21 protein-coding genes and 1 pseudogene are annotated in these 23,313 nt (G+C 56.5%); 11 read left to right on the top strand and 11 right to left on the bottom strand.

The features are described from left to right. Positions 1-32: 32 nt before the first annotated feature. From CPJ18_RS16035 to CPJ18_RS16010, 6 genes are read right to left on the bottom strand one after another with little or no spacing between them, the layout of a single operon-like run. Entirely contained in the window at positions 33-1,313 is a 1,281-nt protein-coding gene (locus CPJ18_RS16035; protein WP_103659363.1) for an ABC transporter substrate-binding protein, read from the bottom strand. A 38-nt stretch (positions 1,314-1,351) separates the two neighbouring features. Next, the gene (locus CPJ18_RS16030; protein ID WP_103659680.1) at positions 1,352-2,041 is read right to left on the bottom strand and encodes a DUF624 domain-containing protein; all 690 of its coding nucleotides are present in this window, start codon (positions 2,039-2,041) and stop codon (positions 1,352-1,354) included. 18 nt (positions 2,042-2,059) lie between these two features. Beyond that, positions 2,060-3,169, bottom strand: coding sequence for an ABC transporter ATP-binding protein (locus CPJ18_RS16025; protein WP_103659362.1), 1,110 nt, complete (start codon positions 3,167-3,169; stop codon positions 2,060-2,062). Positions 3,170-3,184: 15 nt separating this feature from the next. Further along, positions 3,185-4,357, bottom strand: a complete 1,173-nt coding sequence (locus tag CPJ18_RS16020) for a glycoside hydrolase family 88 protein (RefSeq protein ID WP_103659361.1) — start codon at positions 4,355-4,357, stop codon at positions 3,185-3,187. 4 nt (positions 4,358-4,361) lie between these two features. Next, positions 4,362-5,198, bottom strand: a complete 837-nt coding sequence (locus CPJ18_RS16015) for a carbohydrate ABC transporter permease (RefSeq protein WP_045231938.1) — start codon at positions 5,196-5,198, stop codon at positions 4,362-4,364. A gap of 4 nt (positions 5,199-5,202) precedes the next feature. Then, positions 5,203-6,147 (bottom strand): carbohydrate ABC transporter permease, encoded by a 945-nt coding sequence (locus tag CPJ18_RS16010; protein WP_045231937.1) that lies wholly within the window; start codon positions 6,145-6,147, stop codon positions 5,203-5,205. Positions 6,148-6,371: 224 nt separating this feature from the next. Here CPJ18_RS16010 and CPJ18_RS16005 point away from each other — a divergent pair, with 224 nt between their 5' ends. Together CPJ18_RS16005 and CPJ18_RS16000 are read left to right on the top strand one after the other, a co-directional pair. Beyond that, on the top strand, positions 6,372-8,150 hold the full coding sequence (locus CPJ18_RS16005; protein ID WP_103659360.1) for a heparinase II/III domain-containing protein: 1,779 nt from the start codon (positions 6,372-6,374) through the stop codon (positions 8,148-8,150). A 12-nt stretch (positions 8,151-8,162) separates the two neighbouring features. Further along, entirely contained in the window at positions 8,163-8,951 is a 789-nt protein-coding gene (locus CPJ18_RS16000) for a DUF7402 domain-containing protein (RefSeq protein ID WP_103659679.1), read from the top strand. On the opposite strand, the gene CPJ18_RS15995 is transcribed toward CPJ18_RS16000, so the two are convergent. From CPJ18_RS15995 to CPJ18_RS15985, 3 genes and pseudogenes are all read right to left on the bottom strand, one after another. After that, positions 8,948-9,694 carry a FadR/GntR family transcriptional regulator gene (locus tag CPJ18_RS15995; protein WP_077105882.1) on the bottom strand — a complete coding sequence of 249 codons (747 nt, stop codon included), beginning with the start codon at positions 9,692-9,694 and terminating at the stop codon, positions 8,948-8,950. The genes CPJ18_RS16000 and CPJ18_RS15995 overlap by 4 nt on opposite strands. Positions 9,695-9,930: 236 nt before the next feature. Then, positions 9,931-10,077 (bottom strand): annotated as a pseudogene (locus CPJ18_RS15990) (SOS response-associated peptidase); the annotation flags it as partial. A 9-nt stretch (positions 10,078-10,086) separates the two neighbouring features. Further along, the gene (locus CPJ18_RS15985; protein WP_103659359.1) at positions 10,087-12,153 is read right to left on the bottom strand and encodes an ATP-dependent helicase; all 2,067 of its coding nucleotides are present in this window, start codon (positions 12,151-12,153) and stop codon (positions 10,087-10,089) included. Positions 12,154-12,364: 211 nt separating this feature from the next. On the opposite strand from CPJ18_RS15985, the gene CPJ18_RS15980 reads away from it, so the two are divergent. The 7 genes from CPJ18_RS15980 to ligD all read left to right on the top strand — a co-directional run bounded on the left by CPJ18_RS15980 (position 12,365) and on the right by ligD (position 20,489). Then, a complete protein-coding gene (locus CPJ18_RS15980; RefSeq protein ID WP_083716545.1) occupies positions 12,365-13,258 on the top strand; it encodes a TIGR02587 family membrane protein in 894 nt (297 codons plus the stop codon). A gap of 7 nt (positions 13,259-13,265) precedes the next feature. Beyond that, positions 13,266-13,673 carry a TIGR02588 family protein gene (locus tag CPJ18_RS15975; protein WP_077105879.1) on the top strand — a complete coding sequence of 136 codons (408 nt, stop codon included), beginning with the start codon at positions 13,266-13,268 and terminating at the stop codon, positions 13,671-13,673. A 178-nt stretch (positions 13,674-13,851) separates the two neighbouring features. Further along, on the top strand, positions 13,852-15,645 hold the full coding sequence (locus CPJ18_RS15970; RefSeq protein ID WP_103659358.1) for a YbhB/YbcL family Raf kinase inhibitor-like protein: 1,794 nt from the start codon (positions 13,852-13,854) through the stop codon (positions 15,643-15,645). A 34-nt stretch (positions 15,646-15,679) separates the two neighbouring features. Then, positions 15,680-16,774 (top strand): alpha/beta hydrolase, encoded by a 1,095-nt coding sequence (locus tag CPJ18_RS15965; RefSeq protein WP_197710903.1) that lies wholly within the window; start codon positions 15,680-15,682, stop codon positions 16,772-16,774. 23 nt (positions 16,775-16,797) lie between these two features. After that, positions 16,798-17,343 (top strand): DUF4142 domain-containing protein, encoded by a 546-nt coding sequence (locus CPJ18_RS15960; RefSeq protein WP_167397922.1) that lies wholly within the window; start codon positions 16,798-16,800, stop codon positions 17,341-17,343. Between the two features lie 127 nt (positions 17,344-17,470). Further along, entirely contained in the window at positions 17,471-17,782 is a 312-nt protein-coding gene (locus tag CPJ18_RS15955; RefSeq protein WP_077104555.1) for a hypothetical protein, read from the top strand. Positions 17,783-17,816: 34 nt separating this feature from the next. Then, the gene (ligD, locus tag CPJ18_RS15950; RefSeq protein ID WP_103659356.1) at positions 17,817-20,489 is read left to right on the top strand and encodes a DNA ligase D; all 2,673 of its coding nucleotides are present in this window, start codon (positions 17,817-17,819) and stop codon (positions 20,487-20,489) included. Positions 20,490-20,495: 6 nt separating this feature from the next. Here ligD and ku (CPJ18_RS15945) read toward each other — a convergent pair whose 3' ends face one another. Together ku (CPJ18_RS15945) and ku (CPJ18_RS15940) are read right to left on the bottom strand one after the other, a co-directional pair. Continuing rightward, positions 20,496-21,305 (bottom strand): non-homologous end joining protein Ku, encoded by an 810-nt coding sequence (ku, locus tag CPJ18_RS15945; RefSeq protein WP_103659355.1) that lies wholly within the window; start codon positions 21,303-21,305, stop codon positions 20,496-20,498. A gap of 12 nt (positions 21,306-21,317) precedes the next feature. Continuing rightward, complete coding sequence (gene ku / locus CPJ18_RS15940) at positions 21,318-22,214, bottom strand: non-homologous end joining protein Ku (protein WP_077104559.1); 897 nt, start codon at positions 22,212-22,214, stop codon at positions 21,318-21,320. Positions 22,215-22,415: 201 nt separating this feature from the next. Between ku (CPJ18_RS15940) and CPJ18_RS15935 the strand changes: the two genes are divergently transcribed. Beyond that, positions 22,416-22,592 carry a hypothetical protein gene (locus CPJ18_RS15935; RefSeq protein ID WP_080803337.1) on the top strand — a complete coding sequence of 59 codons (177 nt, stop codon included), beginning with the start codon at positions 22,416-22,418 and terminating at the stop codon, positions 22,590-22,592. Between the two features lie 9 nt (positions 22,593-22,601). Continuing rightward, positions 22,602-23,313: exodeoxyribonuclease III (xth, locus tag CPJ18_RS15930; RefSeq protein WP_103659677.1), on the top strand; the 712-nt coding region annotated here is incomplete at its 3' end.

The following is a 23,313-nucleotide window of genomic DNA, read 5'->3' as shown; positions in this document are numbered from 1 at the left end:
GCGGTCGCAAGAGACCTGCGACCGCCTGATGCTTACTTGATGGCTTTGACACCGTCGTCCATGTCCTTGATGCCGTCATCGATGGAGATGTTGTCTGTCATCAGCGCATCATGGACGCGGTTCAGCACGACCTCGATGCGAGCAGCATTCGGATTGACGGCCATTTCCAGATAGGCCTTACCGGCTTTCAGCGCATCCTTGCTGTTCTGGTCCTGCGGAAAGCCGGGAAGAGCGGCAATGGTCTGTGCAACCGTGTCCGATCTCAGCGCCGGGAAGGTCCCGGTCGAGGCGACGATGGCTGCCCCTTCTGGGCCGGTCACGAACTTGATAAAATCAAGCGCCGCTTCCTTATGCGCGGAGTTGGAATTGACCGACAGGCCGGAAATCTGCGCTGCCGTCGTGCCAGCCTCAACGCCATCGGGATGCGGGAACTTGACGATACCCCAATTGGCGCTCTTGGATTCGCCTGACTTTACCTTGGCGATCTGCGTGCCCATGAACCACGTTCCCATCGGCAACATGCCGATGGTGCCATTGAAGAACAGCGCGGAATAATGGGTGTTGGATGTTTTCAGCGATGCATAGGAGGGGATCGCACCGCTCTTTTGCAGTGCGAGCGCCCGCTCGTACCAGGGCTTCAGAAATTCGTATTTGCCATCGACCAGCGTCTGCTTGCCATCCTGAATGCCGGGAAGCTGCACGGTAGAGCGCCATGTGTGCAACAGCGCGCCGTAGGTGCGGTTCTGGCCCATGCCGCCCTTGAGCTTGGTGGCAATCTCATCGAACTGCGCCCACGTCATGTCGTTGGTGGGGTAGGGGACGCTCGCCTTGTCGAAGACGTCCTTGTTATAATAGACGATCCAGAAATCGGAACGGAATGGCAAGGCGTAGATCTTGCCGTCTACCGTCAGTTCCTCGATCAGCCCGCCATAGCTGGCGGGGTCGATCTTCTGATCCTTCATGTAGCTGCTGAGATCGGTGATGTTGCCCGCACGCACGAGGTTGGCGTAACCCGGCACATCCTTGATGGTGACGATGTCGATGTCTTTCGAGCCGCCGGTCAGTTGCGTCGAAATCATCTGCGTGTAGTCCTGCGAACCCAGATCGACAGGCTCGAAACTCACATTGGGGTGCTTGGCTTTGTAGGCATCCATCAGCGGCTTGAAATAGGCACCCTTGTCCAGATCCCACAGCGCCCATTTCAGGGTTACCGGCGCATCGCTTTGCGCAAACGCTGCCCCTCCCATACCTATGGCAAGACCAATGCCTGCGGTGGCCAAAGCGAATGCACGTCGTGTCGTGTTAAAATTCATAGTCGGTTTCCTCCCGGACTGTGTGTGGTTTGTTGATCTTATCGGTAGCGCGTCCCTTTGAGGTCAAAGGTCTCGATATGCCGTGCTGCAAAGCAGATGGCGAAGATGCCAAGCGAAAAATTGATGGTGGCGGGCATGAACACCGACACCGGATAGAACAGGATATGGGCCAGCCAGAGAGCGGCGACGAAAGCCAGTGCTGCCAGCATCGGCAGCGGTTTTACCAGCGCCAGCAATGCCGCTTGCCGAAACAAACTGACAACCGCCACATCACGTGTCACCGTCAGCACGATGGCGTAGGCGGATACAAGGCTGATAAACAGCGTCATCAACAGACTGATCGTCAGCGGCAGGCTGTAGATCAGCGCATCCGGTGCCGCTTTCGCATAGGTGATGACGGCATAGGTGCTGGCACCGATCAGCGTCGCGCAGGCCAGCATCACCACCGTGCCACGCACCGCATAACGCTGAAACGCCTCGACAAAATCGCGCAGCAGATAGCTATTTTCATCCGATACGATAGAGCGCGACACCCGCGCTATGGCGAATGTCGCCGCAGGGATGGTGACCAATGGCAGACTGGCAATCAGGAACAGAAGATTGAGCTTCACCAGCTCCCACCATTCCCGTTTCAGAATATCGAAGAACAGGGCAAGGCCGGTGGGACGCGGGGCATCCTTGTCGATCCCGGCTCCCTCCCTTGTCCACAGTCCTTCAAGCCATTGCATCATGCGCCTCCCAGCAGGTTAGTAGAGAATGGAACGTTCCGTTTCAGGGTCGAACAGCTGCGCGCCGGTCAGGTCGGCGATGAGCGTGATGTCGTCACCAATTTTGCCCTTGAAGCGCGGAGACACGCGCGCAATCAGCGCTTTGCCGCTTGTGACGAGGTTCAAGTGAACCTCCGATCCCATCGGCTCGGCCAGTTCCAGCGTTGCGCTGAACGGCACGGTATTGGCCACGTCGATATCGGCAGGCGCAAACTCGTGAAAATTCTCAGGTCGAATGCCGAGAATGACATCCTTGTTTTCGTAAGGGCGCAGCCGCTCGGCATCGATGCTGGCAGGCAAAGGCATCGGCGTGCCATCGAATACGGCGATGAAGCGCTCGCCGTCGCGCTTTAACGTCACCGGCAGCATGTTCATTTGCGGCGCGCCGATGAAGCCGGCAACGAACATATTGATGGGCCGGTCGTAAAGCTGTTGTGGCGTATCCACCTGCTGGATATGCCCGTCCTTCATGACAACGATACGGTCTGCCATCGTCATCGCTTCGATCTGGTCGTGCGTCACATAGATGAAGGTGGCATTCAGCCGCTTGTGCAGCTTGCTGATTTCCGCCCGCATCGTGCCGCGCAGCTTGGCATCGAGGTTGGACAGCGGCTCGTCGAGGAGGAAGACTTCGGGGTTGCGCACCATGGCGCGGCCCAGCGCCACACGCTGCCGCTGCCCGCCGGAAAGCGCTTTCGGCTTGCGGTTCAACAGGTGCGTGATGTCGAGAATATTGGCGGCTTCCTTCACTTTTTCATCGATGAACTCGCGCGGCGCCTTTCTCAGTTGCAGACCAAAAGCCATGTTCTTGTAAACAGTCATATGCGGGTATAGCGCATAGTTCTGAAACACCATGGCGATGTCGCGGTCCTTGGAGGGCACGTCATTCATCATGTCCTCGCCGATGCGAAGCTCGCCGCCGGAAATTTCCTCTAGCCCGGCAATCATCCGCAACGTGGTGGATTTACCGCAGCCGGACGGGCCGACCAAAATGATGAATTCCTTGTCGGCAATCTCCAGATCGATATCATGGACGACCTTGAGCGCACCAAAGGTCTTGTTGAGTTTTTTCAGCGAAATGCTTGCCATATCGTCCTCACGCGCTCACCAGTAGGAGGCCCAGTTGCGCGACAATCGCGTCAGTGCTTCCAGATAATAATAGTCACCCCAGGACACGCACTCATCGACGCCTTCGCCGCGGCAGGTGTTGTGCGGCGTTTTCTTCGAATACGTGCCGTGCAGAAGCTGACCATTGGAGACAGCAGGGTCCTTGACGGAATAGGAATCGACAAGGCTTTTCACCATGCGTCGGGCTAGGTCGCGATACTGCTCGGCTTTCTCAGGCTCTTCCAGATCGGCCATTTCCAATAGGCCGCAAGCAACGATGGCCGCTGCCGAACTGTCGCGCGGCTCGTTGTCTTTGTCCGTGAAGACGAGGTCCCAGTAGGGCACGAGATCGGGTGGCAGGCGCTGCAGATAGAAGGCCAGTAGCCGCTCGAACGCATCGCGATAGGCGGGCAGGCGCTCATAGCGATAGGAAAACGCCATTCCGGCAATGCCCCAGGCCTGGCCGCGTGCCCAATAGCTCTCGTCGCTATAACCCTGCTTCGTCACGCCACGCACCGGCGCGCCGGTCTCCGGGTCCATGTAGAAGGTGTGGTAGGTGGAATCGTCCGCTCGTACGGAATGGGCAAGCGTCGTGCGAGCGTGGGCCAGCGCAACATCGCGGTAGTCCTCGCGCCCCGTCTGTTCGGCTGCCCAATAAAGCAGTGGCAGGTTCAGCAGGCAATCAATGATGTAGCGATATTCATCCGGGTTGCCCTTGCGGCCCCATGCCTGAATGAACTGGCCTACGGGCTGAAACCGCTCCATCAATTGGTCGGCAGCCATGAGGGCAGCGCGTTTGCCGTCCTCATCTTCCACCAATTTCCACGCAGCGATGCAGGAGGGTGAATAGAGAAAGCCCATATCGTGATGGTCGGTCTCGATGCGGTTTTCGATCCGGTGCAGAAAGCTCTGCACCTGTATCTGCGCCGCGTGCTGAAATACCTTATCGCCTGTATGCTCGAAGGCCAGCCATATCTGCCCTGGCCAGAAACCGGCGGTCCACTGGTCGTTGGCAACGGCTGGATAAAAATTGCCGACGCTGGAATGGTTTTGCGCCTTGTAAGTAAAGTTGGGCAGGTTGCGCCGCACCTGTTCAACAGCCATGACGATGGCCGCATCGACTTCGGCAGAGGTGATCGGATTCGGTTGGATGTTACTAATATTCAGCATGATATCAACCCTTGATCCCTGAGGAAGCGACGCCTTCGACGAAGAAGCGTTGCAGCGCCAGGAAAACGATGAGAACCGGAATCAACGCCACCACGGACGCGGCCATAATCAGCCCGTACTCCGCAGAATATTGCGAAATAAACATGCGGAGCCCAATCTGGATGGTCTTCAGTTCGGTTTTCGTCAGATAGATCATCGGCCCGAGGAAATCGTTCCAGGTCGTGACGAAGGTGAAGATCGTCAGCGTCGAGAGCGCGGGCTTGGATAGCGGCAGCATGATCTTCGCCCATATCTGATACTCGTTCATGCCGTCGATGCGCGCGGCCTCGCACAGCTCGTTGGGTATCGACATATAGAACTGCCGCATAAGAAAAACGCCAAACGCGGTAAAGGCCTGCAGCAGGATCAGCGCCAGATGCGTGTTGTTGAGGCCGAATTCCCGCATCAGTAGGAATTGCGGCACCATATAGACTTGCCACGGCATGGCGATGGTGGCGATGTAGCCCAGAAACAGCGTGTTCTTGTAGGGAAAATGCAGCTTGGCAAAAGCATAGGCCGCAAAACTGGATGTCAGCAACTGCATGATCGTGACGATGATCGTCAACTTGGACGTGTTGTAGATGAAAAGCGCCAGCGGAATCTTCGTCCATATCTCCGTGTAGTTTTCCCAGCGCGGCTGTGCCGGGATCCATTCGATAGGAAAGGCGAAGACATCGCGGCTGAGCTTGAGTGATGCCGACAGCATCCATGCAAACGGCAGCAACATGACGATGGTGATCGCGATGACCGTGGCGTAGACGGCAATCGTTCCAACGGTGACTTTCCGGCCCATGATCCGCATCGCCTCAGTCCTCCCGTTGCCGTTTGAACTGGACGACGGTGACGGCCAGCACGAGGAAGAACAGAACGAGCGCAATCATGCTGGAATAGCCGAGGTCCCAGGAAATAAAGGCTTCATTGTAGATATGGTAGACTAGAACCAGCGTGGACGTGCCGGGCCCGCCCTGCGTGATCATGTAGACCTGATCGAAAACCTTGAACGACTGGATCGTCAGCATCACGGTGACGAAAAACGTCGTCGGTGCCAGTTGCGGCAGCGTGACGTGGATGAACTTCTGCCAGGCATTGGCGCCATCCAGCCCCGCCGCCTCGTAAAGCTCGGAGTTGATGCCCTGAAGTCCGGCGAGATAGATCACCATGTAGTAACCCATGCTCTTCCAGATGCCGAAGAGAATGACGGTGACCATGGCCCAATGCCGGTCCGCCGCCCAGCCGGGCATATCCGCCGGGTCCATGCCCAGCGTATAGAGCAGCATGTTGACCGGCCCCATTTCGGGGTTGAAAATCATGTTCCAGACGACAGCCACGGCCACAAGCGACGCGACATAGGGAAAGAACATCGCCGTGCGAAAGAAATCCCGCCCGAGTATTTTCTGATTGAGAAGGACGGCCAGTCCCAGCGCGCAGGCTAGCGTGGCAGGCACGGAAACGACGGTGTAGACGATCGTATTCCAGAAGGCCGAGATGAACGCCTTGTCTTCGAATAGCCGCCAGAAATTATCCAGCCCCGCAAAGCTCATGGCATTGGAGCCATCCCAATGCATGAAGGCCAACGCGAATGCGAAGAGAATGGGGCCGAGCGTGAAGATGGCAAAGCCGAGAAAATTCGGGGCAATGAAGGAATAGGCGATCAGCGCATTTTCGATCCGGCGTCGTCTCTTGGAAACGATCCGCACCTTCTTCTTGCGGTATGGGGCCGCCTGTGTGTCGGACGCGGTCACAATGGCCACGGCATTCCTCCCATTGTCGGCCGGCCGTCGTCATGATCGGCGCAGACCGGCTGCAACATCTCCTGCAATCAGATTTTCACCCGATGCCTCCAGCCGTTTTGATAACACAAAATCTGTATTGGTCAAACAACTTCACCTAAAGTCAGACAAATTATCTGGAGATTTGAAAAGACGTATGATAGGAGGCTTCGTATCGAAGATCGAACGCGCGGGAGGTTAAGGGCGTGTTTGCAAAACTGATACCGCTCCTGCCAGATAGGCTGGGTGATTTTGCAGCCGATGTCACGGTCGAGCGCATTCGTCGCTCCGCGTCGCAGGCCAGTCGCGCGGAGCTGATCGATGCCGCCACACGCGCGCTTGATGAACCGTGGTCCACCATTTTTGCCAGCGATTATCTGGAATACACAAAAAACGGCAACCGCTCGCGCTTCGAAGCGCTCTATTTCGCGCGCCGCCTGAAGCTGAACGCGCTGGTTCTGGGTGAATGTATGGAGGGCGAGGGGCGTTTCTTAGCCGAGATCATCGACGGCCTGTGGCTCATCTGCGAGGAAAGCGGCTGGCAGCTGCCAGCGCATAATTCCCATGTCCGTGGCGGTCCGCGTACTCCGCTGCCGGACCCACAAAAACCGATTATCGATCTCTTCGCAGCCGAGACGGCGGCCAACCTGGCGCTCGTCTCGGACCTGCTCGCCTCCCAACTGGACGCCATCCTTGTGGCACGGATTTCCAGCGAGATCGACCATCGCATCATAAAGCCCTACCTTTCGCGCCACTTCTGGTGGATGGGCAACGGCGATGAGCGGATGAACAACTGGACGGCGTGGATCACGCAGAACGTCCTTCTCTCGACATTCCTGCGCCCGACCGATCAGTCCACCCGTCGTGCCGTTGTCGAACAGGCCCTGAAAAGTCTCGACGCTTTCCAAAAAGACTATGCGGATGATGGAGCATGCGAAGAGGGCGCTCTTTACTATGGCCATGCGACGCTGTGCCAGTTCACAGGACTGGCAGTTCTGGAAGAAGCGGCGCCCGGCGTGACAGGCGCGCTTTTGCGCGAAAACAAGCTCCGCAACATGGCCGAATTCATCCGGCACATGCATGTGGCCGATAACCAGTTCTTCAATTTTGCAGACGCCCCGGCGCGGTTTGAAACCAGCGGCCTTCGTGAGTATCTCGTCGGCAAAACCATTGCATCGCCGTCGCTTCAGGCTTTCGCCGTAGATCGCTGGAAGCGCTCGTCCAAGCATCTGATGCAGGATGAATGGAACCTATGGTATCGTGTGCAAACGGTTCTGGCAGAAAAGGAACTAACCGAGGCTCGTTTTACGCCACCCGCCAAAGTCGATATGTTTTACCCCGGCATAGAACTCGCCATCGCCCGCGACGATATCTTCGATCTCGCCGTCAAGGGCGGCAACAATGGCGAAAGCCATAACCACAACGATGTCGGCAGCATCACGCTCTACAAGCAAGGACGCCCCTTCCTCATCGATGTCGGCGTGGAAACCTATACGGCCAAAACCTTCTCGCCGCAGCGGTACGGCATCTGGACGATGCAGTCGGCGTTCCACACTTTGCCGAGCTTCGGCGGTATGATGCAGAAGGATGGCGAGGGCTTTGCAGCCCGCGATTTCTGCGTCGATTTCACTGAAACGCATGCCGAAATCTCGCTGGAGCTCGGAGGTGCCTATCCGCCCGAGGCCGCTGTGCGAAGCTACACCAGGACCATTAGGCTCATCCGTGGTCAGCATGTTGAGATCATTGATGACTATGATGGCGAGCGCGATGCCGTTTTGTCTCTAATGACGGTCGAAAAACCTCGCATTGCTGGCAACACGCTGGTTCTGGGTGACCTCGGTTCCATCTATATCGAAGGTGCGGAGGTCCCCACCATCGAAATGATTGAGATCGATGATCCGCGCTTGCGCCAATCATGGCCTGACACCATCCACCGAACACTCATTCCGCTCAAGGGCAAGCGCCTTCGCCTCGTCATCCGCTAAGGGAGAATGCCGATGAAGCTCACACTCAAAGTCATCAACGTATCAGGCAAGGTGCTGTCGCAAGCCAGTTCCGACGACGAGGTCTTTCTGGTCTATCGCGATGAATACGCTGAAGGCGACAGGATTGTGGTCGAAGCGGCAGAGCCTGGCCATATCGAGCTCAGCCTTGATGCCGGCGTGCCGCCCGCGCGCGTCTTTATGGCTGGCACGGATTTCTTGCTGCCTGTTCCCTTCGGCCTAACGCGCAAGACTTATCCGCCGCAGGCATTTCTGGGAAATCTCCACCGCATCTCCGCCTGTCGCGCCCACCCGGATGAGGCTTTGACGCGCCGAAACCTGGCGTTCAATCCCTTCGATCACCACGACAATACGACGCTATTTCCCCATGCGAAAGCCAATGTGGAAACGCGCGGCGAGGCCGTCTTTGCAGCCCGCAACGCCATAGATGGTGAGAAGGCCAATACGGATCACGGCTTCTGGCCCTATACCAGCTGGGGCATCAATCAAGACCCGGCGGCAACGCTTACTCTGGCATTCGGGCGACACGTGCTCATTGATCAGGTCACGCTGTATCTGAGGGCAGATTTTCCCCACGATTCCTGGTGGGACGAGGCTAGCATGACGTTTTCAGATGGCTACGTGCTGACAATCCCGTTGGTCAAATCCGGCGCTGCTCAAGCCTTCGCCATGCCGCCGCGCACTGTGGAATGGGTACGGCTGCATGACCTGAAAAAAGCAAACGATCCATCGCCTTTTCCGGCGCTCACGCAATTAGAGGTCTGGGGTACGGATGTGTTTTAGTTCGCAGCGATGCCGCGCAGATCGCGCATCATCTCGCGGTAGCGGAGTTGACTGCCGCGCAGATGTTCCTGCATGGCAAGCTTTGCCGCCTGATCGTTGCGGTCTGAAATCGCAACGATAATCGCTTCATGCTCTCTGTGGATCAGCTGTCGATAGGTGGTCTGGTCAACCTCCTGCTGCTTGGGAACGAAGCGAGATTGCGGAATGGCCGCCTGCCCATGCAGTTCCAGAAATTGCGTGAACAGAGGATTGTTGGTCGCTGCCGCAATCGCAAAATGAAGTGCCAGATCCGCCTCGCGGATTGACTGATTGTTCTCAATACAGTCCAGCACCTTGGCATGGCAATCGAAGATCACCTCTTCCTGGGACGGCGACCTGCGAAGTGCGGCAAGCCCTGCAGCCTCGATTTCAAGTGGAGTACGAATTTCCAGTACTTCGAGATCCGACGACAATCTCGCCTTGTCGATCTTTACCGAAGAGCGATCTGTTTCTTTTCTAAGAACGAAAATGCCCGCACCCTGACGAACTTCCACCAATCCATCACAACGCAAAGCCGTCACCGCCTCCCGAACGACGGTGCGGCTAACGCCATGAGTTTCCGTCATCTTGATCTCGCTGGGCAAGCGGTCGCCGGGCCCATATTGGCCAGACGCAATAGCCTGTCGCAGGCTCACACTGACTTTGGTGACAAGAGACCCGGATGATTTGCTACGTTTTTGCTTTTCGGGCACGTCGGTCACCATAAATCGAAATCAGCCAAGTGTAGGCCTTGCAAATATGTATGATGAATTTCGATAATGCGCAATGATCATACCAATTCTTTTGCTTGACGCTTCACGCTCAGAAAAAACTTGACTGGAGGCATTCAACCGTCGACCAGGAAGCTGCTCGGAGTGGACGAGCGATCAAGGGAGCTGATTGGGAAGTTTATCAATTCACAAGTTGGGAATTTCGTCGCGCTTGCAAGCGCTTTTTAAACTCCGTCCGCAGCGGCGCGGACAACCGGAGCTTGATAGCCAGGATAGACGTCGAAGCTCGCCTCGTTCCACCCTGCCAGATCACGGAATGCCTTAGTGAACTGCAGGACTGCGTCACGTGTCGTGGTCACGTTATAGAGATTGCACATCGGTCGCTCCTATTTCCACATGCCGCGCATGCGTGCCCCGACATCGATGCGGATCTGCTGGGCACTGCGTTCAGATGCTGCGGCCGAGACCTTCGGCCAAGCCATCGGTTCGAAATATTGCAGCAATGTCGCGGGGATGAACCTGGACCGAGATGCATAAACGTGCCGGTCGCCCTGCGAGTTCTGACCATGTGTGAAAAATCGTTGCGGCGTGATCAGCGACAGGCTGTCCTTGGCCCGCGTCATGCCGACATAGAGCAGACGCCGTTCCTCCTCGATCTCCTGCGTCGTTCCTGTCCCCAGGTCCGACGGTATGCAGCCATCGACAACGTTGAGCATGAAGACGGAACGCCATTCCTGTCCCTTGGCCGAGTGGATGGTCGACAGGATCAGATAGTCTTCGTCGAGCAATGGTACGCCCGCCTGATCGCTGGTGGCATCCGGCGGGTCGAGCGTCAGCTCGGTCAGGAAACGTTCGCGCGAGGGATAGCCGCTGGCTATCTGCTCGAGCTGCAGGAGATCGGCCTTGCGAGTATCGGCGTCTTCATGGATGCGGTCGAGATGGGGTTCGTACCAGAGACGGGCCTGCGCGATATCCGACGGCCAGCCTTCCTGCGTTTTGCGAAGCCCTCCCAGCAATTGAACGAATGATGTCCAGTCTTCGCCTGTCTTCGGTGGTGGTGGAATTTCCGCGAGTGCTAGGAGCGGTTCGGGGTCGGAGGCGATGGTGTCGAGAATGGTGCCAGCTTTTTTGGGACCGATGCCCGGCAACATTTGGAGAAGACGGAAACCCGCAACCCGGTCACGCGGGTTCTGGGCGAAGCGCAGCACGGCCAGCATGTCCTTCACGTGGGCGCTGTCGAGAAACTTCAGGCCACCGAACTTGACGAAGGGGATATTGCGACGGGTGAGTTCGACTTCGAGCGTACCGCTGTGACTGGACGTCCGGAACAAGACCGCCTGTTGTTTCAGCGTCATGCCAGTCTCACGATTGGACAGAACTTGCTCGACAATGAAATTGGCCTGTTCGGTCTCGTCCTTGACGGTCACGAGTTTGGGTCGCTCGAGCGACTCCCGTTCGGTCCACAGGTTTTTGGTGAAACGCTCGCGCGCCAATTCGATCACGCCATTGGCTGCCGCCAGAATGGGCTGGGTCGAGCGGTAATTGCGATCGAGTGTGATGACATCGGCGGCAGGGCTGAAAGATGTTGGAAAGTCGAGAATGTTGCGAACGGTCGCTGCCCGGAACGAATAGATCGACTGGGCATCGTCGCCGACGACGGTCAGGCCACGCCCGCCGGGCTTGAGCGCCATCAGGACAGACGACTGGAGTTTGTTGGTATCTTGATACTCGTCGACCATGACATGGTCGAAGCGATTGCCGATATCGTCGGCGAGATCGGGATCGCTGACCATCTGCGCCCAGTAGAGCAGAAGGTCATCGTAATCGAGCACGTTCTGCGCCTGCTTGGCCTCGACATAAGCTCCGAACAATTCCTTAAATTGTTCTTCCCATGTGGCGACCCATGGATAATGCTGGCGCAGGATCTCGTTCAGCGGCGTCTCCGAGTTGACTGCGCGTGAATAGATCGCAAGACAGGTGCCCTTGGTCGGAAAGCGGCTTTCTGTTTTGGAAAATCCGAGTTCGTGCCGCACGAGGTTCATCAGATCAGCGCTGTCTTCCCGGTCGTGGATTGTGAAGTCCAGGTTGAGACCGATCTGCTCGGCATACATCCGCAGCAGTCTCGCACCGATACCGTGGAATGTACCGGACCAGACAAGGGCGTCTGTCAGGACACCGGCATTGGCACCCAGCACATTGCGGCAGATGCGCTCGACGCGGCGGGCCATTTCCGAGGCGGCTCTGCGCGAAAAGGTCATCAGGAGAATGCGGCGCGGGTCCGCACCATTGACGATGAGATGTGCCACCCGGTGTGCGAGCGTGTTCGTCTTGCCGGAGCCTGCACCAGCAATGATCAACAGAGGCCCTGCCGTGTTGCCCTCAGCCAGCCCAACGCCATGCTCGACGGCCTTGCGCTGCTGCTCGTTCAGTTTTTCCAGAGAGGCAACCGCCATGCCGTTATCCTTGATGTGCGCCTACTTTAAATTCGGTATAGACGAAGCTCCATATACCGCGATGGATGCGTCAAAAATGACCGCGAACAAAGTCAGAACCTATCAGGAGGGTTGGATATTGAAAAGTCTTTGATTAGCGTGACGTGATTGTCGTCGCGTCCACTCTTCGATGCTGTTAAGGTTCGGCATTGCGACGATCCGGTCCTCGCGCATGACCAGAGTCATTCTGTGGAGAACGAGATTGGGTTTGAAAGTCGGCGCAAGTGGTGGATTCGATACAAGCAAATTTCTCGCTGGAATCGCGCGCGGCGTTGCGGGCGCTCTTCTGTTCGCTCTGCCGATGTTTATGACGATGGAAATGTGGGAGCTTGGCTTCTACATGGATCGCACCCGACTGTTGCTGCTTCTTTTGATCAATTTGCCTCTGTTGATAGTCCTGTCTCGCCGCATAGGGTTTGAGCAGACTTCGGGTTGGGGGCAATCTGTCCGAGATGCTGTTATCGCCTATGCATTGGGTATGGTAGCGAGCACGTTGATCCTCTCTTCCATAGGCGTGTTGCGGACTGGTCAAACCTCACATGAGATTGTGGGCATGATTGCTCTGCTAGGGGTGCCGGCGAGCATTGGCGCCATGTTGGGCAGGAGCCAACTGGGCGGCGAATCTGACGATGAAGAAACTGAGGATGACGATGATCCAGTTCAAAATCGCGAGACAAGTTATGGCGGCGAGCTCTTTCTGATGGCGGTTGGTGCGCTGTTTTTAAATCTGAACGTGGCGCCCACCGAGGAGATGATCTTGCTTTCGTTTAAGATGACGCCTTGGCACGGCCTTGTCATCATCGCAGCGTCGCTAATCGTCATGCATGGATTCGTTTACGCGCTGTCATTTCATGGAAGCCACGATCTGGCGGAGGGTACGCCAAGTTGGCATGCTTTTGTGCGCTTTACCTTACCTGGCTACGTGATAGCAGGATCCATCAGCGCCTACTGTCTCTGGACGTTCCACCGCACTGACGACTTGGGTTCCACGCAGGTGCTCATGGCGATCGTCATCCTGAGTTTTCCCGGTGCGATCGGAGCGGCTGCCGCTCGACTTATCCTCTGAGGGTTTCATGACCAAAACAATCGGCGACAAACGTCTCGAGGCAAACCATCCGCACTGGGTCGAGTGGGTCACCGGACTGGTATCCGCAGTAATCGTACTCGTGGTGATTTTCTGGATCGCAAAAGACGCGTTTAAAGATCAGGATACATCACCTGACCTCACCGCAACCGTAGTCATCACTGAACAGCGCAGCAACGGGTTTCAGGTGTCTTTCGAAGTTTCGAATGTTGCAAGCGCAACCGCATCGCAGGTCGCTGTCAACGGCGAGATCCGTGATGGTTCCGATATCGTCGAGAGAGCCAGCACCGTAATGGACTATGTTCCTGGAAGATCAAAGGCGCGAGGCGGCCTGATTTTCAAAAATGATCCCAGAGGCAGGATCATTCTCTATGTTTCAGCCTTCAACGAGCCCTGAAGGTCGTTTTTCCAAAGGGTGGCCGCGGGCGTCGTATGCCATCACTACGGTTGTTGCTACCCGCATAAGCCACGTTACTTGGCGACGTGCGTACATATTCAGTTCTGATAGCGTTAAGAAGGGGGAACTTTGAAGAGTCTCGCATGTTCGGCGTGTGAATTCTTTGGAGGAATACCTAATGATACGTCGTGTTACCGGCGCTGCATCTCTTGTGGCGGCACTTTTTGCGTGCAGTACGTCCTATGCCCAGCAGGGCGATGGAACTGAAGTCCAAATCACCACAAACGTGTTCAAGCCCAACAAGGTCGCACCGACGAGCGAGCGGGTAGGACAATTGAAGGTGCCCGACGGCTTCTCTGTAAAGCCTTTCGCCCAGGGGCTTGGCAACAGCCGCATCCTCGCCGTGTCCGACAAGGGTTTCATTTATGTCAGCCGCCGGGAAGAAGGCGATGTGCTGCTGCTGAAGGACGAAGACGGTGATGGCAAGGCAGATCGGGCACCGATCCAGGTCGTGTCCCGCGCGCAGGCGCATGGATTGGCAATCAAGGATGACAAACTCTACCTTGTGACCGTCAAAGAAGTCTTCGTTGCCGACATCAAGGCCGATGGGACCCTTGGCGAACTTGAGATGATCATCGGCGATCTGCCGGATTCTGGCCAGCATCCAAACCGCGTTCTTTCATTCGGTCCTGACGGGATGCTGTACATCAGCGTCGGCTCCACTTGCAATTCATGCAACGAAAGCAATCCTGAAAACGCAACGATCATTCGCGCGACGCCGGACGGCAAGAGCCGGACGATTTTCGCATCCGGCCTGCGCAACACGATTGGTTACGACTGGCAGCCACAGACCGGTGAACTCTGGGGCCTGGACCACGGTATCGACCTGATGGGCGATGAGGTTCAGGCCGAGGAACTCAACAAGATCGAGCAGGGCAAGCAATATGGCTGGCCACATGTTTATGGCGCGGGTGACATCTATCCACAGTCCACGCCGGTTGGCGGGGTGACGAAGGAACAGTGGCGCGACCAGAGCCAGCCGATGGTGATCGGTTACACGGCCCATGCAGCGCCGATGCAGATGAAGTTCTATCGCGGAACTGCCTTTCCGGCAAAGTTTGCAGGAGATGCCTTCGCCACCATGCGCGGTTCCTGGAACCGCAACCCGGCCTCCGGATATGAAATCGTCCGCATTCACTTTGAGAACGGCCAGCCCAAAACAATCGAGCCATTTCTGACCGGCTTCCTGACGGATGGTGGAAAGACGCATTTTGCTCGCCCTGTCGGTCTTGCCGTCGCTAAAGACGGTTCGCTGCTCATGGCGGATGATGCCAATGGTGTCATTTATCGCATTGCCTATACGGGTGATGCGAAAAAGGCTGAGACGGCTGCCATGGCACCGTCAGATGTCATGGAGGCACAGGCAAAAAAAGGCGCAGATGTGCCGTTGGCTTTGAAGCGTTCCGAGACAGACACACAAGGCAAAATCACGGTCTCCACTGAGGCGTTCTCCAGCAATCAGGCGATCCCAACAAAATACAGCGAATATGCCGATGGCGTTTCGCCGGCGCTTAGCTGGAGTGCCGTGCCCAAGGCGGCGTCCTACGCCATCATCATGGAAGACCCGGACTCTTCGCCGCTCAAGCCCTTTGTCCACTGGTTGGCGTGGAACATCCCAGCGATGGTAACGACGCTTCCAGAGGGTTTGCAGGAGCAGCTTCGCCTGGTCGAGCCGGAGGGCATTTTGCAGGGTCGCAACACATCCGGAACACACGGCTATTTCGGACCGAAGCCACCTCCTGGCGATAAGCCGCACCACTATCATATCCAGATCGTCGCTCTCGATTCCATGATTGATCTTCCACCGACATCTGACCGTGACGCACTTCTGGCTGCCATGTCCGGTCACGTCATTGGCAAGGGTGAACTCGTCGGAACCTACCAGCAAAAGATCGAGCCACCCAAGCAATAACGAAATGTCACACCGCAGTTTCAAAGGAAATCTCATGCCCATCTCACGTTCCATTATTCGTACCGCGAGCCTAGCATTCCTGCTGCTTTCGTCTTCTGCAACCGTATGGGCCCAGCAGCCACCCTCAGCCCAACCGGCTCAACAAATGCAGCAGGCTGAGCAAGCAAAGCCTGATCCCCAAATGCAGGCTGTTCTTGATGCTCTGAAAGGGCTGGATGCCAAACCCTTCTCCGGCCTGACCGTGCCGCAGGCCCGCACGCAGGCAAGTGCCGCCGATGCCGCGCGCACGGTTCAGCGAGACAAGAAGATTTCTCCGATGCCAGAGGCGGGCGTTGCGACGACGGATATCGCCATTCCAAGTGCAGGCGGGGCGTTGCCCGCCCGCGTCTATATTCCCGAAGGCAAGGGGCCATTCCCTGTCGTGCTGTATTTCCACGGCGGCGGTTGGGTTGTGGCGGATATCAATACCTATGAAGCGACACCCAGGGCGCTTGCGCTTGGATCCAAAGCCATCGTTGTGTCTGCCGATTATCATCACGCACCGGAAAGCAAGTTCCCGGCTCAGCATGATGATGCCTGGGCTGCATATACGTGGACAGTTGAAAACATTCACACTTTGAATGGCGATGCCAAGCGGATTGCTGTTGCGGGTGAAAGCGCCGGGGCCAATCTGGCGGCGAACGTTGCTTTGATGGCGAAGGAGAAGAAGACAACGATGCCGGTGCACCAGTTGCTAGTCTATCCCATCGCTGGCAACGACATGAATACGCCATCCTATCAGGAAAATGCCGATGCCGCGCCGCTTGGCAAGGCCGATATGGAATGGTTCGTCTCAAATGTGTTTACGTCAAAGGATGAGACTAAAGATCCTCGCATCAATCTCGTTGGTCGCAACGACCTCAAGGGACTGCCATCTGCAACCGTCATCACTGCGCAGATCGACCCGCTACGCTCCGAAGGCCAGGCCTATGCTGAAAAGCTCAATGCAGCGGGCGTGATGGTCAATGCGCTCAATTATGAAGGCGTAACCCACGAATTTTTCGGAATGGCCAAGGTAGTGGACAAGGCAAAGGATGCTGTCGATGCTGCCAATGCCGACCTCACAAAAGCATTTTCCAAAACGAAGTGATTACCTCACAAAGGACCATGACTATGAAGTTTTCAAACCTATCATACCTGGTATTATCCGTCGCCATGCTTGCCCAGCCTGTTACGGCGCAACAACAGAAGCACAAGCCTGCCGGCGACGCCGCACCCATGATGGTTATGGATCGGCCGACCTTCGTCAGCGTCGTTTCAAGCTCCAACGACTTCGAGATCAAGTCCAGCGAATTGGCTTTGCAGAACGCGGAGTCTGCCGATCTCAAGGATGCGGCAAAGATGATCATCGCCGACCACCAGAAGGCGGGCGAGAAGCTGAAGGGAATACTGGACAAGAAGGGTGAGCCACTGCCGTCCCCAATCGTTCTTGCACCCAAGCAGCAGAAAATGATGGATCAATTGCAGACTGCCAAAGGCAAGGACTTCGACATGCTTTACCTCGACATGCAGGTGCAAGCGCATATGGAGGCGATTGCGCTGTTTCGGACCTATGCGGGGTCCGGTGACGATCAGACCGTCGTTGGCTTCGTGAAGGAAACGTTGCCCAGCCTTGAGACGCATCTGTCCCACGTAAAGATGGTAAGCATCGAGCACTAGGACGCATCGCCAAAGCGCCAATCATTTTGCCTTCGGCGGGCTAGCGATCCGCTTGAAGGCATTTTCTTGGAAACTAACCCGGCGGCAGTGGGTTAGGTCTTCAATCATCACATCAGGAGATATCAGCATGGCTGACGACAGCACCACCACAATCCGAGCAACATTTGACACACGCTCTGCCGCCGATATTGCGGTGGAGCACCTTGTCCAGCAGCACGGCATTTCGCGTCCGGACATCTTTATTCAGTCAGCCACCGCGGAGAACACATCAGGGTCAGTTGCATCTGGTGGCGATGTCTCGAAAAGTGGTGCGGTGCGCGGCGATGCTCCCCTCGAAGGGGAAATCGAAGTGTCCGCAGACATCCCGTCCGACAAGATTTCCGCGGTTCAGCGTAGTCTCGGCGAGGCTGGGGCACTTCGGGTATCGGGCGCTGCATAAGGCGGTTCCGCGTTGGTGAGAAGGGGTGGATGCCATGGCCGACAATCTCAGCAAGTACCGATCCAAACGCGATTTCAAAAAAACGCTTGAGCCAAGCGGAGAGGTCGAGATCAAGGCATCCAACCGTCGCCGCTTCGTCATCCAGAAGCATGACGCGACACGGCTGCATTATGATCTTCGTATTGAGCTCGATGGTGTTTTCAAATCCTGGGCTGTGACCAGAGGTCCTTCTCTCGATCCTGCTGACAAGCGGCTTGCCGTGGAGGTCGAAGACCACCCCCTAGACTATGGCGATTTCGAGGGAACGATACCGAAGGGTCAGTATGGCGGCGGCACAGTCATGCTGTGGGATCGCGGCTACTGGCAGCCCGAGGGGAGCAAGACCCCCGAGGAGGCACTGGCGAAGGGTGATTTCAAGTTTACTTTGGAAGGTGAACGACTGCATGGAAGCTTTGTTTTAGTGAGGATGCGCAACGACCGAGACGGCGGCAAGCGCACCAACTGGCTGCTGATCAAACACCGCGACGATTATGCGGTCGACGAGAACGGAGCAGCGGTACTGGATGACAATCTGACGTCCGTCGCTTCCGGTAGAACCATGGAGGCAATCGCCGCTGGCAAAGGGAAAAAGCCCAAGCCATTTATGACGCAAGGCGATACGGTTGAGGCAGACGCGGTGTGGAACAGCAATGAGGGACTTGCCGCCGAGGAGCGCAAGGCTGGCATGAAGACGTCGCTGAAGAAGAGGTCGGCTCGACCTAAGGCAGCCAAGCCCACCAACGCTGAAACTGCGATGCCGAGCTTTATCGCCCCTCAGCTCTGCGAGAGCTTGACGCGTCCACCCGCGGGCAAAGGCTGGATCCACGAGATCAAATTCGACGGCTACCGGGTGCAAATGCGCGTCGCTGGCGGTGAGGTGACGCTTAAGACCCGCAAAGGTCTGGATTGGACATCCAGATGGCCTGCGATTGCGGAGGCGGCGTCGGTACTCCCTGACTGCATCTTAGATGGTGAAATATGTGCGCTTGACGAGCGGGGTGCGCCTGATTTCGCCGCTCTACAGGCGGCGCTGTCAGAAGGGACGACGGACTACCTCGTATACTTTGCATTCGACCTGCTGTTTGCTGGTGACGAGGATTTGAGAGAGCTTCCCCTGACGGAGCGCAAATCCCGTTTGGAAACACTGATGTCCGATGCGGGCGAGGACGCACGCCTGCGTTTCGTCGAACACTTTGAGACGGGCGGCGACGCCGTGCTGAAGTCAGCATGCCGTCTATCGCTCGAGGGTATCGTCTCCAAGGAGGCAGATGCTTCTTATGCGTCCGGCCGGACGAAGACATGGGCGAAATCCAAATGTCGCGCTGGTCATGAAGTGGTCATCGGTGCCTATGCCAAGACCAATGGGAAATTTCGATCGCTGCTGGTTGGCGTCTTCAGCGGCAAGCACTTCGTCTATGTCGGGCGTGTCGGTACAGGGTATAGCGCGAAGACGGTCCAACAACTTCTGCCGAAGCTTCAAGAGATAGAAGCGGCCAAATCTCCATTCACAGGAATAGGGGCACCGAAGACGTCAGACGATATCGTCTGGCTCAAGCCCGAGCTAGTCGCCGAGATCGAATTCGCCGGATGGACCGCGGACGGCCAGGTTCGACAGGGCGCGTTCAAGGGGCTGCGCGAAGACAAGCCTGCTGCGGAGGTGGAAGCCGAAGAGCCCGCGACGCCATCGGATGTGGATGTCCCTGATCCCGAGACCGAAAAGCCACCACCCAAGCGTTCCCGGAGGGGCGCAAAGGAAGAGGTCATGGGCGTCATGATCTCAAGCCCCAACAAGGCGCTCTGGCCAGACGCGGATGACAAAAAGCCTGTCACCAAGGTTGACCTCGCCCAGTACCACGAGGCTGTCGGAGCGTGGATGATCGATCATATCAAAGGTCGGCCATGCTCGATCCTTCGTTGCCCTGATGGCATTGGTGGCGAACAGTTCTTCCAGCGCCATGCCATGCCAGGAACGTCGAACCTTCTGGAGCTCGTGACGGTCTTTGGCGACAAGAAGGCCTATCTACAGATAGATCGCGTTGAAGGACTTGCCGCCATTGCCCAGATCGGCGGGATCGAACTTCACCCCTGGAATTGCTTGCCGGATCAGCCCGAAGTGCCGGGCAGGTTGGTATTCGATCTCGATCCAGGCCCGAATGTTGAGTTTCCAGCAGTCGTCGACGCCGCGCGCGAGATACGCGACCGGCTAGAAGAACTGGGCCTTGTCAGTTTCTGCAAGACGACAGGTGGAAAGGGATTACACGTCGTGACGCCGCTTGTCGCGTCCAGGGGAAAGAAGCTGAGCTGGGACGAAGCTAAGGGGTTTGCGCATGACGTCTGTCAGGATATGGCGCGAGATAATCCGGACCTTTATCTTATAAAGATGGCAAAGAACCAGCGGGAAGGCCGAATATTCCTCGACTACCTGCGCAACGACCGTATGGCGACGGCCGTGGCACCGCTGTCTCCGAGAGCACGTACCGGAGCGACGGTGTCGATGCCTTTGACGTGGACGCAGGTGAGGGCTGACCTTGATCCAACGCGGTTTACCGTTAGAACAGTCCCAGGCCTATTGAAGAAGAGCACGGCCTGGCAGGATTACCATGAGGGCCACCGGTCGCTGGAGCAGGCGATCAAGCGACTGAACAAAGCCCGGAAGGCGTCTGCCTGACGGGCTTTATTTTGCGCGTGTTTCTGCTGCGACCGATTTCTTGAGCGCGTCCATGATGTTGATGACATTGCTTGGCTTGGAATGGGACGCAGGCGCCTTCGTTTTGGCACGGGTTGGCTTCTTCTGCTGTTTCTTCTTTTCCTTGATGATGTCGAGCAGACGGTCCTGCACAGGATCCACGACCATCTTCGCGTCCCATGGCTTCGTCTGCTTTTTGATGAGCTTTTGGATAAGTGGCATCATGTCGGCGTCGGGCTCTTCATCGGCGATACCATCGAAATAGCTGTCTTCGTCTCGCACCTCGTCACCATACCGCAGGGTCCACAAGACAATTCCTTTGCCGCGGGGCTCCAGCATGACGGCGCGTTCCCTGCGCGAGATCACCAGCCGCGAAATTCCGACCATGTCCTGCGACGCCATAGCGTCGCGGATCACGGAGAAGGCCTCCTGCGCGATTTTCTCATTCGGAGACAGATAGTATGGTGTATCGAGCCATATCCATTCGATGGTGTCTCGTTTCGTGAACGTTGAAATATCAATCGTCCGGGTGCTATCCAGTGCAACGTTTTCGAGCTCTTCGTCTTCAAGGATGACGTAGTCGTTTTCGCCACGTTCGTAACCCTTGACCTCGTTTTCTTCCTTCACGTCCTTGCCTGTAACGGAATCCACGTAGTGACTGACCACGCGATTGTTGGTGGCGCGGTTCAGCGTGTGAAACCGCACCTTCTCGCTTTCCGACGTCGCGGGCATCATCTGAACGGCGCAGTTGACGAGGGACAGCTTCAGGTAACCCTTCCAATAGGGGCGGACAGCCATGATGATCTCCTCTTAACCGGCGCGACGGGTCGGTGCGAGCGTCGCCTTTGCTTTGGTCGCTGCCTTTTTAGGTTTTGCAGTTTCTTCGCCAGCGTTGGCGTTGGCAGCGGTCCGTTTTGACTTGTTTTTCTTGGCGTCGAGGCCCGCGCTCTGACGCAGGGCCTGCAATAGATCGACGGACTTGGCGGCCGGTGCGGCTTTCTTCTTTGGAAGCGATCGCCCCTCAATCTTCGCCTTGACGAGTTCTGCTACAGCCTCCTCATACCGATCATCGAAGGTGCTGGCGTCGAAGCTGCCCTTCTTTTTTGCGATGATCAGTTCAGCAATCTCGAGCAATTCGGGATCGCTTTTGACATCCGGCTGATCCTCGAAGGCTTCCTGCGACGATCGAACCTCGTAGTCGAAGTTGAGAGTGGAAGCGATGAGGCCCTTGCCATGTGGGCGGATGAGGACGGTGCGGAGGCGGCGGAACAGAACGGTCCGTGCGATAGCCGCAACCTTGGCCTCCTTCATGCCGTCGCGAAGCAGAACATAGGCTTCCGTACCCATCTTGTCTGGCGTCAGATAATAGGGCTTGTCGAAATACACTGTGTCGATGTCAGAACAGGGAACGAAGGATTCGATCGTTAGCGTCTTGTCGCTATCGGGGACGGCGGCCGCGACTTCCTCCGGTTCAAGAACGATGTATTGTCCGTTCTCGGTCTCATAGCCTTTGACCTGGTCTTCCCGTTCGACGGGGTCTCCGGTTTCACCATCGATGAACTCGCGCTTGACCCGATTTCCGGTCGCTCTGTTGAGCGTGTTGAAAGCGATACGGTCCGACGCCGATGCTGCGGTGTAAAGCGCCACCGCGCATGACACTTCGCCGAACTTGATGAAACCTTTCCAGTTTGCTCTCGGGGAACTCATGATACGCGCACTCCTCACACAACCAACGCGATTCAACCGAATCAGTGAGCGAATCGTTCCTTGCTAAAACGAATCGTTTTTCAATGACTTAGGCGCACGTGGTCTCCCGTTTTGCGAGTCTGTCTTAGGTCGCTGATTCGAATGCATCTTTAGACAGCAGCGCGCGTTTTCCTTGGACAGCAACCAAAAGGGAGATCTGTGATGACCAAGCGCGAATTGATCGATACCGGCACTGACAAGCGTTACGTACGCCGCGATGAAGACGGAAAGTTCAAGGAGAGCGTCGATGTCTCTCGTTCGCTTTCAGCCGATGCGCGCCATGACGCAAAGAATGATACCAAATCAGGCGAGGGCGACAAAGGTGATCGCAAGCGCTGACATATGTCGGTGAAACTCGCCACCTTTAACGTAAACGGCATCAACGGTCGCCTCGACATCCTCCTTCGTTGGCTGGACGAGGCACGACCTGATGTCGTCTGTCTGCAAGAACTGAAGGCACCGTCCAATAAATTTCCGCGCAAAGAGCTGGAACGCGCAGGCTATGAAGCGATATGGCATGGCCAGAAATCGTGGAACGGTGTCGCGATCCTTGCACGCGGTCAGGAGCCGCTTGAGACGAGACGTGGGTTGCCCGGCGGCGAGCACGACGACCAAAGTCGTTACATAGAGGCTGTCATCGACGGAATGGTTGTCGGATGCCTCTACCTGCCAAACGGCAATCCGGTCCCAGGTCCGAAGTTCCAATACAAACTAGACTGGTTTCGGCGACTGCATTCCTACGCGGAAGAACTGTTCGAGCTCGGAGTACCTGTAGCCCTCGTTGGCGATTTTAACGTCATGCCGACCGATCTCGATGTCTACAAACCGGAGCGCTGGATAGACGACGCGCTGTTTCGGCCCGAGGTCAAAGCGGCTTATGCAAATCTGGTGGCTCAAGGTTGGACAGATGCGTTACGGCATCTCCATCCGAACGACCGGCTCTACACCTTCTGGGCATATTTTCGGAACGCATATGCGCGCGACGCTGGTCTACGGATCGACCACTTTTTGCTGAGCCCGGATCTCGTCGAAAAGCTCGTGAAGGCCGAGGTCGATAAGC

Source organism: Agrobacterium rosae (assembly GCF_002915175.1).
Taxonomy (GTDB): Bacteria; Pseudomonadota; Alphaproteobacteria; order Rhizobiales; family Rhizobiaceae; genus Agrobacterium; species Agrobacterium rosae.
The sequence above is the reverse complement of the archived record's forward strand: the minus strand, read 5'-3'. Positions and strand labels throughout refer to the sequence as shown.

Bases quoted from the DNA above. Each gene is read 5' to 3' on its own strand.
- CPJ18_RS16035 (WP_103659363.1), bottom strand. From the start codon at position 1,313: ATGAATTTTAACACGACACGACGTGCATTCGCTTTGGCCACCGCAGGC.
- CPJ18_RS16030 (WP_103659680.1), bottom strand. From the start codon at position 2,041: ATGCAATGGCTTGAAGGACTGTGGACAAGGGAGGGAGCCGGGATCGAC.
- CPJ18_RS16025 (WP_103659362.1), bottom strand. From the start codon at position 3,169: ATGGCAAGCATTTCGCTGAAAAAACTCAACAAGACCTTTGGTGCGCTC.
- CPJ18_RS16020 (WP_103659361.1), bottom strand. From the start codon at position 4,357: ATGCTGAATATTAGTAACATCCAACCGAATCCGATCACCTCTGCCGAA.
- CPJ18_RS16015 (WP_045231938.1), bottom strand. From the start codon at position 5,198: ATGCGGATCATGGGCCGGAAAGTCACCGTTGGAACGATTGCCGTCTAC.
- CPJ18_RS16000 (WP_103659679.1), top strand. From the start codon at position 8,163: ATGAAGCTCACACTCAAAGTCATCAACGTATCAGGCAAGGTGCTGTCG.
- CPJ18_RS15995 (WP_077105882.1), bottom strand. From the start codon at position 9,694: ATGGTGACCGACGTGCCCGAAAAGCAAAAACGTAGCAAATCATCCGGG.
- CPJ18_RS15985 (WP_103659359.1), bottom strand. From the start codon at position 12,153: ATGGCGGTTGCCTCTCTGGAAAAACTGAACGAGCAGCAGCGCAAGGCC.
- CPJ18_RS15980 (WP_083716545.1), top strand. From the start codon at position 12,365: ATGACCAGAGTCATTCTGTGGAGAACGAGATTGGGTTTGAAAGTCGGC.
- CPJ18_RS15975 (WP_077105879.1), top strand. From the start codon at position 13,266: ATGACCAAAACAATCGGCGACAAACGTCTCGAGGCAAACCATCCGCAC.
- CPJ18_RS15970 (WP_103659358.1), top strand. From the start codon at position 13,852: ATGATACGTCGTGTTACCGGCGCTGCATCTCTTGTGGCGGCACTTTTT.
- CPJ18_RS15965 (WP_197710903.1), top strand. From the start codon at position 15,680: ATGCCCATCTCACGTTCCATTATTCGTACCGCGAGCCTAGCATTCCTG.
- CPJ18_RS15960 (WP_167397922.1), top strand. From the start codon at position 16,798: ATGAAGTTTTCAAACCTATCATACCTGGTATTATCCGTCGCCATGCTT.
- CPJ18_RS15955 (WP_077104555.1), top strand. From the start codon at position 17,471: ATGGCTGACGACAGCACCACCACAATCCGAGCAACATTTGACACACGC.
- ligD (WP_103659356.1), top strand. From the start codon at position 17,817: ATGGCCGACAATCTCAGCAAGTACCGATCCAAACGCGATTTCAAAAAA.
- ku (WP_103659355.1), bottom strand. From the start codon at position 21,305: ATGGCTGTCCGCCCCTATTGGAAGGGTTACCTGAAGCTGTCCCTCGTC.
- ku (WP_077104559.1), bottom strand. From the start codon at position 22,214: ATGAGTTCCCCGAGAGCAAACTGGAAAGGTTTCATCAAGTTCGGCGAA.
- CPJ18_RS15935 (WP_080803337.1), top strand. From the start codon at position 22,416: ATGACCAAGCGCGAATTGATCGATACCGGCACTGACAAGCGTTACGTA.